The sequence below is a fragment of the Campylobacter vicugnae genome (assembly GCF_002139875.1).
In the GTDB taxonomy this organism is placed as follows: Bacteria; Campylobacterota; Campylobacteria; order Campylobacterales; family Campylobacteraceae; genus Campylobacter; species Campylobacter vicugnae.
In genome coordinates, this window is sequence record NZ_CP018793.1 from 270,180 (window position 1) to 284,824 (window position 14,645).

At 33.4% G+C, this 14,645-nt stretch carries 17 protein-coding genes and 1 pseudogene; 16 read left to right on the forward strand and 2 right to left on the reverse strand.

Going from position 1 to position 14,645, the window contains the following annotated elements; all coding sequences use genetic code 11:
* The first annotated feature begins 2 nt into the window (after positions 1-2).
* The 11 genes and pseudogenes from CVIC12175_RS01410 (at position 3) to CVIC12175_RS01450 (ending at position 7,088) form a co-directional block, all read left to right on the forward strand.
* Positions 3-374 carry a DUF4878 domain-containing protein gene (locus CVIC12175_RS01410; protein ID WP_086302862.1) on the forward strand — a complete coding sequence of 124 codons (372 nt, stop codon included), beginning with the start codon at positions 3-5 and terminating at the stop codon, positions 372-374.
* Between the two features lie 54 nt (positions 375-428).
* Positions 429-635, forward strand: coding sequence for a 2-hydroxymuconate tautomerase family protein (locus tag CVIC12175_RS01415; RefSeq protein WP_086246937.1), 207 nt, complete (start codon positions 429-431; stop codon positions 633-635).
* Positions 632-1,291: a hypothetical protein gene (locus tag CVIC12175_RS01420; protein ID WP_086302860.1), complete on the forward strand. Its 660-nt coding sequence runs from the start codon at positions 632-634 to the stop codon at positions 1,289-1,291. The genes CVIC12175_RS01415 and CVIC12175_RS01420 overlap by 4 nt, the downstream gene beginning before the upstream one ends.
* A gap of 9 nt (positions 1,292-1,300) precedes the next feature.
* Entirely contained in the window at positions 1,301-1,837 is a 537-nt protein-coding gene (locus CVIC12175_RS01425) for a hypothetical protein (protein WP_086302858.1), read from the forward strand.
* Positions 1,837-2,406, forward strand: a complete 570-nt coding sequence (locus tag CVIC12175_RS01430; RefSeq protein ID WP_086254245.1) for a ComF family protein — start codon at positions 1,837-1,839, stop codon at positions 2,404-2,406. Before CVIC12175_RS01425 ends, CVIC12175_RS01430 begins: the two co-directional genes overlap by 1 nt.
* 115 nt (positions 2,407-2,521) lie before the next feature.
* Positions 2,522-2,650 (forward strand): DUF4910 domain-containing protein, encoded by a 129-nt coding sequence (locus CVIC12175_RS08760; protein ID WP_335582305.1) that lies wholly within the window; start codon positions 2,522-2,524, stop codon positions 2,648-2,650.
* Positions 2,619-3,821 carry a DUF4910 domain-containing protein gene (locus CVIC12175_RS01435; RefSeq protein ID WP_335582306.1) on the forward strand — a complete coding sequence of 401 codons (1,203 nt, stop codon included), beginning with the start codon at positions 2,619-2,621 and terminating at the stop codon, positions 3,819-3,821. Before CVIC12175_RS08760 ends, CVIC12175_RS01435 begins: the two co-directional genes overlap by 32 nt.
* A 44-nt stretch (positions 3,822-3,865) precedes the next feature.
* Positions 3,866-5,329, forward strand: a pseudogene (locus CVIC12175_RS01440) (amino acid adenylation domain-containing protein); the annotation flags it as partial.
* Between the two features lie 93 nt (positions 5,330-5,422).
* Positions 5,423-6,085: a formyltransferase family protein gene (locus tag CVIC12175_RS08635; protein WP_236861097.1), complete on the forward strand. Its 663-nt coding sequence runs from the start codon at positions 5,423-5,425 to the stop codon at positions 6,083-6,085.
* Positions 6,082-6,306: an acyl carrier protein gene (locus CVIC12175_RS01445; protein WP_086246930.1), complete on the forward strand. Its 225-nt coding sequence runs from the start codon at positions 6,082-6,084 to the stop codon at positions 6,304-6,306. Before CVIC12175_RS08635 ends, CVIC12175_RS01445 begins: the two co-directional genes overlap by 4 nt.
* Positions 6,303-7,088 carry an AAC(3) family N-acetyltransferase gene (locus tag CVIC12175_RS01450; protein ID WP_180380683.1) on the forward strand — a complete coding sequence of 262 codons (786 nt, stop codon included), beginning with the start codon at positions 6,303-6,305 and terminating at the stop codon, positions 7,086-7,088. The genes CVIC12175_RS01445 and CVIC12175_RS01450 overlap by 4 nt, the downstream gene beginning before the upstream one ends.
* 21 nt (positions 7,089-7,109) lie before the next feature.
* Here CVIC12175_RS01450 and pseC read toward each other — a convergent pair whose 3' ends face one another.
* Both pseC and dcd read right to left on the reverse strand, forming a co-directional pair.
* Complete coding sequence (gene pseC, locus CVIC12175_RS01455) at positions 7,110-8,237, reverse strand: UDP-4-amino-4,6-dideoxy-N-acetyl-beta-L-altrosamine transaminase (RefSeq protein ID WP_086315810.1); 1,128 nt, start codon at positions 8,235-8,237, stop codon at positions 7,110-7,112.
* A gap of 12 nt (positions 8,238-8,249) precedes the next feature.
* A complete protein-coding gene (gene dcd, locus CVIC12175_RS01460; protein WP_086246928.1) occupies positions 8,250-8,810 on the reverse strand; it encodes a dCTP deaminase in 561 nt (186 codons plus the stop codon).
* A 124-nt stretch (positions 8,811-8,934) separates the two neighbouring features.
* Here dcd and accB point away from each other — a divergent pair, with 124 nt between their 5' ends.
* The 5 genes from accB to CVIC12175_RS01485 all read left to right on the forward strand — a co-directional run bounded on the left by accB (position 8,935) and on the right by CVIC12175_RS01485 (position 14,645).
* On the forward strand, positions 8,935-9,387 hold the full coding sequence (gene accB / locus CVIC12175_RS01465; protein WP_086302852.1) for an acetyl-CoA carboxylase biotin carboxyl carrier protein: 453 nt from the start codon (positions 8,935-8,937) through the stop codon (positions 9,385-9,387).
* A complete protein-coding gene (locus CVIC12175_RS01470) occupies positions 9,384-10,721 on the forward strand; it encodes an acetyl-CoA carboxylase biotin carboxylase subunit (RefSeq protein WP_086302850.1) in 1,338 nt (445 codons plus the stop codon). The genes accB and CVIC12175_RS01470 overlap by 4 nt, the downstream gene beginning before the upstream one ends.
* Before the next feature lie 314 nt (positions 10,722-11,035).
* Positions 11,036-13,735: a DNA gyrase subunit A gene (gyrA, locus tag CVIC12175_RS01475; protein WP_086255786.1), complete on the forward strand. Its 2,700-nt coding sequence runs from the start codon at positions 11,036-11,038 to the stop codon at positions 13,733-13,735.
* 47 nt (positions 13,736-13,782) lie between these two features.
* The gene (locus tag CVIC12175_RS01480) at positions 13,783-14,274 is read left to right on the forward strand and encodes an LPP20 family lipoprotein (protein WP_086246924.1); all 492 of its coding nucleotides are present in this window, start codon (positions 13,783-13,785) and stop codon (positions 14,272-14,274) included.
* Complete coding sequence (locus CVIC12175_RS01485; protein WP_086256986.1) at positions 14,250-14,645, forward strand: hypothetical protein; 396 nt, start codon at positions 14,250-14,252, stop codon at positions 14,643-14,645. Before CVIC12175_RS01480 ends, CVIC12175_RS01485 begins: the two co-directional genes overlap by 25 nt.

The window sequence follows — 14,645 nt, forward strand, 5'->3', positions numbered from 1 at the left end:
TTGTGAAAAGAGTAGTTTTTATTATATTTTCATTTATGTTAGTAGGGTGCGGTTCTGATAGTAGCAGCGCTGTAGATATATTAAATCAAGTAAAAGATGGCAATATCAAAGAGGCGATTAAGGTTGCCTTGCCAGAAGAGATTAAATCTAGCCCAGCAATGGAGTATATAGAAGGCGCTATAAATGCTACAATAGAACAAAATAAAACTACTAATACTAGCAAAGTAATCAAAGATATAGAGATATTAAGTCAAAATAATAGTGAAAATAATACTCAAATAACTATTAAAATTAAATCTGAAAATAGCCATATAGATGGTGATAAAATTCGATTACAAAGAGATAGTAGCGGCAAGTGGCAAATAGTAAAATAGTATATAAAATTAACAATGGCACAAAATTTGCTAGTATAATTTAAAAGGAAGATTATGCCATATATTAACATTAGAGTAACTAAAGAAAATGGTGAGCCTACAGCTGAGCAAAAAGCACAGCTTATAGAGGGTGTAACAGAGTTAGTAAGTCGGGTCTTAGGTAGGAATAAATCTAGTACCGTTGTAATCATCGATGAGATAGATATGCAAAATTACGGCCTAGGTGGAGAGAGTATAAAATCTATAAGGGAGAGAAAATGAGAGCAATTTTGGTTTTAGTTTTGGCGATGATTTTGGGTGGATGTGCGACAAGTAGTAGCACTACTAAAGTAGCAGCTACAAAGTCTTATGATACGCTATTTCGTATAAATACAAAGTGCGAACCATGCTCACAAAAGGGTTATGAGACTACTATAGATGGTAGAACATATAGAAGCGATATAGCTCTAAATTGCTGTGAAAATAGTCGCACAATAGATACATCAGCATCATTAAAAAAGGTATATATCCATAGAGTAATCGACCTAGCAGATTCTCAAAAATCTGTAAAAGTAAATGGTAAAAGTTTCAAATTTGATAAAAATTTTGCCTCGATATTTTACATGGCTCTTACAACTGAGTTAGAATCTCGTGGAATATATGTAGAAAATAGCAGTAACTCGCCTTATACATATAGGGTTGATTTTGATTTTACTGATATTAAAAGCGTATATAGTCTAGGTGCAAGCTATTTAAATTCAAAATTAGTTGGCACACTAAATATCAAAAATATCAATAAAAAAAGAACAATTTTAATCACAACAACTCAAAGTGTAAGCGATCTAAATGCTAGCGATCCAGCTGATTTTGATCTATTTATGAATTTGCTTATTAAGCAATCAGCCAATAAAGTAGCTCAAGAGATTTCAAAACTATAAGGTGTGGATATGAGAGTAGCTATTATTGCGATTTGTATGTTTGTTTTGGCTGGTTGCTTTGGATCTAGCTCTGTGCTAATGCTAAAAGAGTATAATCCTACTACGCAGATCTCTAGCCATAAATCAGTTTTAATAAATAGCATATCTGATACTAGAGTAAATCAAAGCATAGTAGCTACTATTACTGATTCTAAAGGTAGTGTAGAACATAGTATAATGCTAGGTGCAAGCTTAAAAGATATCTTTGCTAAAGCACTTAAAGAGCAGTTAAGAGCAAGTGGTGTTGTAAACGGTAGAGATATTATTGTAGATATAGAGATAGCTGAATTTAGTGCTAATTTAAGTGGTTATAGTGGTGAGAATTTAAAAGGCAAAAGTAAGGTTATAATAAAAATTAAAAAAGGCGATACCACTATCACCAAGACAATATCTCAACCTCAAAGCAAATATGTCTTACTACCTAGAGTAGCTGAATTTGAGCCATTTATAACTGATATGCTAAATGATATGGTGCTTTCTAGCGCCAAGGCTATCTTGGCTAATTAATGCGATGTGTCAAATGCGCTAAGATATCACTTAAGATAATATGTAAAGATTGTCAGCGTGTGCTTAGTGAGTATGAGCAAGGGTGTAGATTAGTAGATGGGTTTAAGGTATATTATTTTTATAAATATAGCGATATTAAGGAGATATTAGCCACTAAACATCATCTACATGGTAGCTTTGCTATTTGGCATTTATGCCGCATTAGTTTGGCTAAATTTGCTAAGGAATTTAGCTTTGGTAGCAAGGTTGCGGTGGTGCCACTTGATGATAATATAAAAAGTGGTTACTCTCACACTGCTATTTTAGCTAGGTCTTTATTAAATTTAGAACTATTTCCTATTTATAGGGCTTTGCGTGCTACTAATGATATTAAATATGCTGGTAAATCCTTAGAGTTTCGCCGTAAAAATCCACGCGGATTTAAGCTTTTAAAAGAGATTAAAACACCAGTAATCTTAGTAGATGATATCATAACTACTGGTACTAGTATGCTAGAGGCTAAAAAGATATTAGCCAAAGCTGGAGTAAATGTGCTTTTTGGTTTAGTTTTAGCCGATGCTAGGGAGTAGATTAGAATAAATTAACTCATTTAAACACTCTTTAAAAGCTATTTAAATGATTTTTTGATAGAATCTTGGATTTAAATTTAATAAAATAATTAAAAAAAAAGGGGGGGGGTTGAGCATGGAACAAAATAGAATGTATAAGCTAATCTCTAAACTTTACAAAATTCCACGCAGTATCACAGGAGATGGCTTTAGAGATAGTCTTGATATAATCGATGAAGCTATTGGGGGGGGTAGAGCGATTTAGTATCCCAAGCGGTACGCAGGTTTATGATTGGAGAGTTCCACCTGAGTGGGTAATCCGTGATGGGTATATAATTACACCAAATGGCAAAAAAATTTGCCAATTTAAAGAACACAATCTACATATACTTAACTACTCAGCACCTATTGATAAAAAATTAAGCTTAGATGAGTTAAAAGAGCATATATACACTATACCAGAACTACCAAACGCTATTGCTTATGTTACTAGTTATTATGAGCGTAGATGGGGATTTTGCATATCTTATAATGAGCTAAAAGAGTTACCAGATGGAGAGTATCACGCTTTTATAGATAGTGAGTTTAAAGATGATGGCGAGCTAAATTACGCTCATATCATTATCCCATCTACTACTGGCAATACCAAAGAGATTTTAATCTCATCATATCTATGCCACCCTCAAATGGCAAATAATGAACTTAGTGGCCCAACAGTATGGAGTGAGCTTATTAGATGGGTTAGAAGTTTAAAACATAGAGAATATACATATAGATTTGTAATAGTTCCTGAGACGATAGGCTCAATTTGCTATATTAATCGTAATTTTAAAACGCTTAAAGAGAATGTAGTAGCTGGATTTGTGCTTAGCTGTATTGGCGATGATGGAGACTATAGTGTCGTTTTAAGCCCTGATGAAAATAGCCTAAGCGATATAGCTACTCTTCACACTATCAAGCATATAACCAAAGAGCCAAAAATATACAAATTTTTAGATCGTGGAAGTGATGAGAGACAGTACAATACGCCAAATTTAAATCTTGGTGTTACGACAATTTGTAGAAGTTTATTTGGTCATTTTGATGAGTATCATACTAGTTTAGATGATTTGGATTTTGTTACTCCTTCTGGACTTGAAGGTGGATTTAATTATGCTAGAAATTTGATTGAAAATTTAGAAATCAATAAAAAATATATACTTACTACAATTTGTGAGCCAAATTTAGGTTCGCGTGGACTTATTGGCACTCTTAGTATTAAAGGTTCATATAACGTTGAGTATAAAAAACTTCGCACATTTTTAGCCTATTGTAATGGCAAAAGAAGCGTTATAGAGATAGCTGATATTTTAGGTGTAGAAGCTAGAAGTCTAAAGCCTATAATAGACAAATTGCTTGAATTTGAATTAATAAAAGAGATAAATACAAAAGATTAAGGAACTTTTTATGGCTATTGACAAAAAGTTAATGGGAGAGGGAGATGATTAGCAATATTTATGAGTTTTTAGATAAGAGTGTAAATTTATATCCCGATAAAAAATTATTTGTAAGCAATAAAAAAAGTATTAGCTATTTGGAATTTGACCAACAAGCCAAGTCTTTAGCTAGTAAGATTTTAGAATTTAAATTAAATAAAAAGCCAGTTTTGATAATCCTACCAAAGTCTATTGAAGCACTTATAGCGATGTTTGGCGTAGCTAAAAGTGGAAATTTTTATAGTATTATAGATGAGAAAATGCCAAAGGCTAAGGTAGAAAAGATAGTAAAAATCCTAAATCCAGTTTTGATTATTAGCTCAAAATCTATAGAGTGCGATTATGGTATAAAAACTATATATGATGATGAATTTGATAGTTTTAAGCCAAATTTAGCCTTGCTTAATAGTGTCGAAATTATTGATACAGACTTGCTTTATGTATTATTTACAAGTGGTAGTACTGGAGAGCCAAAGGGTGTAAGCATTAGCCATAAAAGCGTGATTGATTATACATTTTGGGTTAGTAAAACCTTTGATGTTGGAAGTGATGAGATATTGGTAAATCAAGCACCATTTTATTTTGATAATTCTATTTTAGATATTTTTACTACTATTAAGTGTGGTGCTACATTACATCTTTTAGATACTTTTGAATTTGCTTTTCCTAGTAGGGTGCTTGATTATTTAGAGGCAAATGGCGTTACTATGATATTTTGGGTGCCTAGTGTATTGATATATTTTGCAAATACTATGGCATTAGAAGGGAGAGAGTTAGCCACTCTTAAAAAGATTTTATTTTGTGGGGAGATAATGCCAAATCGTCAGCTAAATATATGGCGTAAGGCTTTACCTGGTAGAGTATTTGCTAATTTATATGGTCCTACTGAAATTACTGATGTGTGCTGCTATTATATATGCGATAGAGAGTTTGGCGATGATGAGCTTCTTCCTATTGGCAAAGCGTGCAAAAATACTCAAATTTTACTATTTGATGAGAATTTAAATTTGATAACTCAGCCATTTATAAAAGGTGAATTATGTGTGCGAGGTAGCTCACTTAGTTTAGGATATTATGCTGATTTATCTAAAACCTCTAATGCCTTTATCCAAAATCCTTTGCATAATAACTACTACGACCCGATATATAAAACAGGTGATATTGCAGCGTATAATGAGTATGGTGAGTTAATCTGTTATGGTAGATTAGATTCTCAAATAAAGTTAAATGGCCATCGCATAGAACTAGGCGAGATAGAAGCAGCGCTAAACTCTCATCTATTTATAGATCGTTGTGCGTGTAAATTTAATGGCAAAGAGATAGTAGCATTTTATGAATCTAGTGATGAGATAGCAGATATTAAGGAATTTCTAGCCTTAAAAATACAAGGATATATGATTCCAAAAAGCTTTATAAGAGTAGATAAATTCGCTCTAAATGCTAATGGCAAGATAGATAGAAAGGCTCTAAATTGTTATTATCTAAAATTAGAAGGGACAAAGATAAGATATGATAGTGCTGTTGTAATTGGTAAAGGCAAAATTGCCAATGAATGCGTAAAAATGCTAAAAGAGCGTAATATACCAGTTGAGCTTGTTAATTATAATGATATAAATTTAGATAGCTATTTTAACTCTTTAAAAAATAAGTTCATAATAAGTGCCAATAATTTTTATATATTTAAATCAAAATGTATAGAAAATAACATCATAATAAACTACCATAATGCTTTAATATCTAAACATAGAGGAGTTAATGCTCATATCTGGGCTATATGGGATGATGATGAATATAGTGGAATCGTATGGCATAGAGTTGATAATGGAATTGATACTGGAGAGATCTTAATACAAAAATATATAAAAATTGATAATATGAGCGCTAAAGAGCTTTTATTAGCTCAACATAGAGCAGCTATTGAGAGTTTTAAAGAGCTTATAGATGTGGAATTTGAAGTAAAGCAGTTAATCACAAATGATAAAAATGGCAAACTTCACAAAAAGAAAGAGTTGCCAAATAATGGGATTTTGGATTTATCTTGGGAGCAAAAAAAGATAAATAGATTTTTAAGATCTTTTGATGTGGGTGTATTTTGCGATATAGAGTATCCTAAGGTTGAAGTCAATGGAGTATTTTTAGAGATTGAGAGCTATGAAATAAATAGCGATGTGATAACTCTTAATTTTACAAATGGTGAAAGATTAAATTTAAAAGGATTAAAATGAAAGAGATAAAAGAGCTTTTTAATAAAATTGGTAAAAGTGATATAGATGAGAGTATGACAAATTTGCTAAGCGATGGAATTATTGATAGTATGGATATAATGGCATTAGTAGTTGAGATAGAAAAATTATATAAAAAACCTTTAAAATCAAAATTTATTATTAATGAAAATTTTGAGAGTTTTGAATCGATTTGTAAGATGTTAGATGAGGCAATGCAATGAACTCTATTGCATTAATAGAGGCTAATGGTAGGATTTATAATTATAATGATTTAATAAATTGCTTACATCAAATAGGAATAGGCAAGGGCGATATACTTTGCGTGCATACTGAATTAATCGCTCTTGGCAGACCACTTGTGAGCAAAAATGAGTTTTTAGATTCTATTATTAGGGCGTTTTATGAGGTTATAGGTAGGGCTGGGACGCTGATTATGCCGACATTTACATATAGCTTTTGTAATAATCAAATTTATGATAAATGCAATTCTAGAAGCACAATGGGGCTATTAACTGAGTATTATCGTCATTGCGATGGCGTGGTGCGAACTGATGATCCGATATTCTCTTTTGCTATTGGTGGAGCAAATGCAAGCGAGTATCTAATCCGCACACCAACATGCTTTAGCAAGGGTTGTGTATATGATAAGTTAAGACAAAATGGTGGCAAGATAGTGCTGTTTGGCCTAACTCATCTAGGATATACATTTACTCACTATATTGAAGAGCAAATTGGCGTAAGTTATAGGTATTTTAAGCGTTTTAGCGGTTTAATGATAGATGAGAGTGGCAATGAGAGTAAGCAAAGTATAGAGTATTATGTCAGAAAGCTCGATAAAAACTCTGAAATATCAATACCAAAGCAAATAGAGATATTAAAACGCTCTAATAATTTTAATCTTGTGCCATTTGGTAATGCTATGATAGTAGCTATAGACGCTCAAAAATATTACAAAGAGACCTATAAAGCTATAATACAAAATGAAAATAATATATTGCAGTAACTCTTAAGCTACTGCAATGAGTTAGCTACATATTGTAGCAAGAGCATATTTATCTAGTAATTCATTTAAATTTGATATAATAAACCTAACATCATCATCGCTCATCATCTGGTGGCATGGCAGACTAAGTTCTGCTCTATAAAAATCTTCTGCTCCAGATAAGAACTGCTCACCATAAAGCTTTTTGTAAAAACTAAATTGATATGTAGGTTTATAATGTACTTGCACGCCAATGCCTCTAGAGTGAAGCTCATTAAATATATCCTCTTTAGCACACCATAAATTTGAGTTTAAAAGTACTGGATATAGATGTCTGGCGCTGCGTATATGGCTTGGAATTTTAATTGTTTTTAGATGTTTTGAGTCGCTAAATGCATCTTCATAAATTGCTGCTATCTCATCACGCCTAGAGATAAACTCATCAAGTCTTTTAAGCTGAGATAGCCCAAGAGCGCACGCCACATCGCTTAAGCGATAGTTATATCCCATACTTATCATATCCATATTCCACGCCTGTTTTTTTACCATACCATGAGAGCGTGTAAGTCTAGCTGATTTGGCGATATCTTCATCATTAGTTAGTAGTGCGCCGCCTTCAAATGTAGTAATAGGCTTAATAGCGTGAAAGCTAAAGATAGTTATATCAGCTAAATTTCCTATCATTTTGCCATTTATACTGCTACCTAATGCATGGCTAGCATCATCGATAATCTTTATACCGTGTTCTTTGCTTATATTTTTTATCTCATCCATATTTACAGGTAGTCCGCCAAAATCTACTGCAGTAATAACTTTTGTTTGTTTATTTATTAGATTTTTTATGGAGTTTGGATCTATATTGCCATTTGATAAAACATCAGCAAATTTGACATTTACTCCACACATTATAGCTGCATTTGCTGTGGCTGCAAAGGTGATTGGTGTAGTGATTATCTCATCGTTTTTGCATACACCAAGAGCTATATATGCAGCGTGTAGAGCAGATGTGGCTGAATTCATAGCTACGGCAAATTTTGCTCCAGTAAGCTTACAAAGTGCTTCTTCAAACTCTACTACACGCTCTCCACAAGTAAGCATATCGCTTTTTAGTGCTTCTACTACTGCATCTATATCGCTATTATCAATCTTTTGTCTGCTATATACTATCATTTTAAACTTCTTTTATTGCAAAATTCTTGGTAGAGTGATTCCGGTTTGAGATTGATATTTGCCATTTTTATCAGCATAACTTGTCTCGCAAATCTCATCACCTTGTAAAAATAGAACCTGCGCTATCCCTTCATTGGCGTAAATTTTGGCTGGAAGTGGAGTTGTGTTTGAGATTTCTATTGTTATATGGCCTTTAAATCCTGGTTCAAATGGAGTTACATTGACAATTATTCCACATCTTGCATATGTGCTTTTGCCAAGACATATAGCTAATGTATCACGTGGCATCTCAAAATACTCTACAGTTCTAGCTAATGCAAATGAATTTGGTGGGACAATACATACATCACCTATAAAATCTACAACATTTTTTTCATCAAAATTTTTAGGATCAACAACTGTGCCGCCTACATTAGTAAAAATCTTAAATTCATTCCCAACTCTAATATCATATCCGTAGCTTGAAAGCCCGTAGCTAACAACTCCACGACCTATATTTTCTTCACAAAATGGGCTTATCATTTTGTGTTCTAGGCTCATTTTTCTTATCCATTTATCGCTTTTTAGACCCATAATTTTCCTTTTAAATTTAAGTTTGTAAATTATAGCGATTTTTACTTTAAACTAAAGTTTAGCTTATTATTTAGATAATTTAGATAGAATTATGCAATTTTACTTAAATCTAAGGAGAATTTTTATGACAAGAGATGAGATTAAAGAGCTTATGAGCTTTTTTGATGAGACTAACATCAATAAGATAAAGATTAAAAATGGCGATTTTGCTATAGAATTAGAAAAATATGAGCCGTGCGAGCAATCATCAGCTCCAGCATTAGCATGCCCACCAATTCCAGCTCCAGCACCAATTAATGTAGTAGTAAATGAAAAAACAGTTACAACATCATCAGCAACTGATACACTAAATGCACCAATGGTAGGTACATTTTATATAGCACCAAGTCCAGGCGCAGCTAGCTTTGTTAAAGTAGGTCAAACAGTAAGAAAAGGTGATACAATCGGTATTATTGAAGCTATGAAAATTATGAATGAGATTGAAGCTGAATTTGATTGTAGAATTATTAAGGCTATAGTAGCAGATGGCCAACCAGTTGAGTTTGGTATGGCTCTATTTGAGGTTGAAAAGATATGAGAGAGATCAAAAGAATCCTAATAGCAAATCGTGGCGAGATCGCACTTAGAGCTCTTCGTACTATCCAAGAGATGGGTAAAGAAGCAGTAGTAGTGCACTCTACAGCTGATAAGGATGCTCTATATGTCAAATATGCTGATGCTGCTATATGTATAGGTGAGCCTAGAAGTAGCGAAAGCTATTTAAATATCCCAGCTATTATCACAGCATGCGAAATTAGCGAGGCTGATGCGATATTTCCTGGATATGGATTTTTGAGCGAGAGCCAAAATTTTGTTGAAATTTGTGCTAAACATAATATCAAATTTATCGGCCCAAGCGTAGAAGCTATGGCTTTAATGAGTGATAAAAGCAAGGCTAAACAAGTAATGATGAGAGCTGGAATCCCAGTTGTTCCAGGTAGTGATGGAGCTATAAAAGATATAGAAATGGCTAAAAAATTAGCTAGTGAAATTGGCTATCCTGTTATCATTAAAGCAGCTGCTGGCGGCGGCGGCCGTGGTATGAGAGTGGTAGAAAAAGAAGAAGATTTAGAAAAAAACTTCTGGTCGGCTGAGAGCGAAGCTATGAGTGCCTTTGGCGATGGTACAATGTATATGGAAAAATATATCTCAAATCCACGCCATATAGAGGTTCAAGTCCTAGGAGATGAGCACGGCAATGTAGTGCATGTAGGTGAGAGAGATTGCTCAATGCAACGCCGCCATCAAAAACTAATTGAAGAGAGTCCAGCTGTAATCTTAGATGATGCTACAAGAGCAAATCTACATGAGACAGCTGTAAGAGCTGCTAAGGCTATTGGGTATGCTGGTGCTGGTACTTTTGAGTTCTTATACGATCAAAAAGATAATAAATTCTACTTCATTGAGATGAATACTAGACTTCAAGTTGAACATTGCGTAAGTGAGATGTGTAGTGGATTAGACTTGATAGAGTGGATGATTCGCATAGCTCAAGGTGAGAAGTTGCTAGACCAAAGCCAAATCAAGCTAGAAGGCCACGCCATAGAGTGTAGAATCACAGCTGAAGATCCAAAGAGCTTTACTCCAAATCCTGGTAAAATTACAAAATATGTCGCTCCAGGTGGTAGAAATGTAAGAATGGATAGCCATGTATATGAAGGCTATAGCGTTCCACCATACTATGATAGCATGATAGGAAAGCTTATCGTGCATGATACTGATAGAAATAAAGCTATTGCCAAGATGAAAGTAGCCCTTGATCAATTAATTATCCAAGGAATTAAAACAACAAAAGATTTTCATATAGGTATGATGAATAATGACGATTTTATCAACAATCTATATGATACAAACTATCTAGCTAAACATTAATAGCTATATAAATTTAATTAGCAAATTTGGGTATAAGACTCAAATTTGCTATATTAATGATTATTACAAATGCAATCTAGGTTAAAGAGTTAATTTAAATTTAGATTGTATCGCTAAATTTATTTAATATCTTATGATTTATACAAATATAGTTAAATTTCTATATTAATTGCAAATGATATAAGCTTATTTATAGGAATTTAATTAATGATAGTTATTATAAATCAAAATAATATATTGACAAATATTTAACTTTTTAGCTAATCTTTATCAAATTTGGGATAAAATATTAGCCAGATTTTTCAAGGAAAAAGATGGAAGACAATATTTTTAACTCAAATCAAGATGTAGCAACCATAGATGTAGAAGATTCTATAAAAGCTAGCTACTTAGACTACTCTATGAGTGTTATCATAGGTAGAGCTTTGCCTGATGCTAGAGATGGTCTAAAGCCAGTACATAGGAGAATCCTATATGCTATGAATGACTTAGGCGTAGGTAGTCGCAGCCCGTATAAAAAGTCTGCTCGTATAGTAGGTGATGTAATAGGTAAATATCATCCGCATGGCGATACAGCTGTATATGACGCACTTGTGCGTATGGCTCAGAGTTTTTCTATGAGAGTGCCAGCTGTCGATGGACAAGGAAACTTTGGTTCTGTAGATGGTGATAATGCTGCTGCAATGCGTTATACTGAAGCTAGAATGACAGTATTAGCTGAAGAGTTGCTAAAAGACTTAGATAAAGATACAGTTGATTTTATCCCAAATTATGATGATAGTATGGTAGAACCAGATGTATTACCGGCTAGGGTGCCAAATTTGCTACTAAATGGCTCAAGCGGTATTGCAGTAGGTATGGCGACAAATATTCCGCCACATAGCTTAGATGAGCTAGTAGATGGTCTTTTAGTCTTATTAGATGATAAAAATGCTACTTTAGATGATATAATGGCTCATATTAAAGGTCCAGATTTTCCAACTGGTGGTATAATCTTTGGTAAAAAAGGGATAATAGAAGCTTATCGCACCGGTAGAGGTAGGATTAAGCTGCGAGCCAAAACCCATATAGAAAAAAAGCAAAATAAAGATGTAATAGTAGTAGATGAACTACCATATCAAGTAAATAAAAGCAAACTACACTCTGATATTGCTGAATTAGTAAAAGAGAAGCAAATAGAAGGCATTAGTGAAGTTCGCGATGAGAGCGATAGAGATGGAATTCGTCTTGTTATTGAGCTTAAGCGTGATGCTATGAGTGATATTGTCTTAAATAATCTATTTAAATCAACTCAAATGGAAGTAACATTTGGGGTGATTATGCTAGCTATAAATAATAAAGAACCAAAAATATTCTCACTAATTGAACTTTTAAGACTATTTTTAAATCATAGAAAAACAGTAATTATTAGAAGAACTATTTTTGATTTACAAAAAGCAAAAGCTAGAGCCCATATCCTTGAAGGGCTTAAAATCGCTCTAGATAATATAGATGATGTAATAGCTCTAATCAAAACAAGCGCCGATACAACAAGTGCTAGAGATGGATTAATGAGTAAATTTGGCTTAAGCGAATTGCAAAGTAATGCAATTTTGGATATGAGATTAAGCAAATTAACAGGTCTTGAGCGTGAGAAGCTAGAAGCAGAGCTAAAAGAGATTTTAGAGTTAATCGATAGATTAGATGCAATTTTAAAAAGTGAAGAGCTAATAGAAAGCATTATAAGAGATGAACTTTTAGAGATTAAATCTAAATTTAAATGTCCAAGAATTACTGAAATTATCGATGATTATGATGATATTGATGTTGAAGATCTAATCCCTAATGAAAATATGGTAGTAACTATCACTCATAGGGGCTATATCAAGCGTGTGCCAAGTAAAAGTTATGAAAAACAAAAACGCGGTGGCAAAGGCAAGGTTGCAGTAACTACATATGATGATGATTTTATAGAGAGTTTCTTTACTTGTATGAGTCATGATACGCTGATGTTTGTAACTGATCGCGGACAGTTATACTGGTTAAAAGTTTATAAAATTCCAGAAGGTAGTCGTATAGCCAAAGGCAAGGCAGTAGTAAATCTTATCAATCTTCAACCAGATGAGAAGATTAAAGCAATAATACCAACTACAGATTTTTCACAAAATAAATCTTTGGCATTTTTTACCAAAAAAGGTCTTGTAAAAAGGACAAATTTAAGCGAATATCAAAACATTAGAAGTATTGGTGTAAAAGCTATAAATTTAGATGAAAATGATGAGTTAGTAACTGTAGTTATTGCTACAGGCGAAGGCTATGAAAAAACTAATATAGTAGATGATCCAAATATAGTAGTAGAAAATGAGCTTGAAGAGAGCGGATTTGATGCACTTGAAGAGGTGATAGATAGTGATATGGAAGCTATCTCTGAACTTAAAGAGAGCGAGATAGAACATATCCTTGAAAGCATTGATGAACTACCTGAATCAAGCGATGATAAGATGCTATTTGTCGTAACCAAAAAAGGTATGTGTATTAAATTCCCTCTAAGCAAAGTAAGACAAATAGGTCGTGTAGCTCGTGGTGTAACAGCTATAAGGTTTAAAGAAGAGGGTGATGAAGTAGTAGGTGCTGTCGTAATAGAAAATGACTCTCAAGAGATCCTAAGTGTAAGCCAAAAAGGTATAGGTAAACGCACTACCGCAGATGAATACAGACTCCAAAGCCGTGGCGGTAAAGGCGTGATCTGTATGAAGCTAACATCAAAAACAAAAGACCTAGTAGGCGTAGTTATGGTAGATGAGAGTATGGATTTGATGGCTCTTACAAGTAGCGGTAAGATGATTAGAGTAGATATGCAAACTATTAGAAAAGCTGGCCGAAATACAAGTGGCGTAATTGTAGTAAATGTAGGCAATGATGATGTAGTTAGCATAGCAAGATGCCCAAAAGAGGAGAGCGATGATCAAGATATGGATGTTATAGATGATGATTTTATCGCTGAACAAATGGCTAAAATTAGCGAAGTGGAATAAGTTTTGCTTTTATAGATTTTAGAATTCAATTTAAAAGGTTGTAAGGTATGAAAAGAGTTTTATGTGCATTGGTTGCAAGTTTGGCATTAACAGGTTGTGTAAATGCTGTATCTAGTTTTAATCAACAACCATCTGAAGTTGTGGTTCAAAAAGTAGATAAAGATGACATTAGAGATATTATCAAAAATGATAAGATGATTCCAACTATGGAACTAGATAGCGAAGCTGTATTTACTGCTGTAGGAGAGGGTATTCCACCTATGGATACAGTTAGTCCAGCTCAAGCTCGTGCATTAGCTAAACGCTCTGCTATTACAGATGGTTATAGACAATTAGCTGGCAAGCTTTATGGCGTAAAAGTTAATGCTAAAGATACAGTAAAAGATGCTATGCTACAAAGCTCAGTTATAGAAGCTAGAGTTCTAGGCCTTATAAAAAATGCTTCAGTAATCAACCAAGACTTTAAAGATGGTCTATATAGAGTTGAAATGGAGCTTAAAATAGATCAAGAAAAGTGGCAAGAGCTTTTTGCTTATTAATACTAACTCTAAATACTTTATTTAGTGGTGATGAGTTTATCTTTTGGGCTAAGCTTATCACCGCTAATGGGGTAATTAGTAGTGATAATATAACAATCTCAAGCTCTATGGTAAAAGAGAGCTATGAGAAAAAGCAAGTACTTTGTACTATTTTGGCTGCCAAGCCAACATATTTAAGCTCATTAGAGTATTTAAATTTGCATAAAGATGAGCTATTTGACTGCTTTATTAAAGAACAGGTTAAAATTTTAGAAAACTCAACAACTAATCTAAATTCAGCAAACTATATTACAGAATTAACTATTATCCCTCTTCGTTTTATAGTGGAATTTAAGCCCCAAGGTGCTACAATAAGCAAAATTATAAGGTAA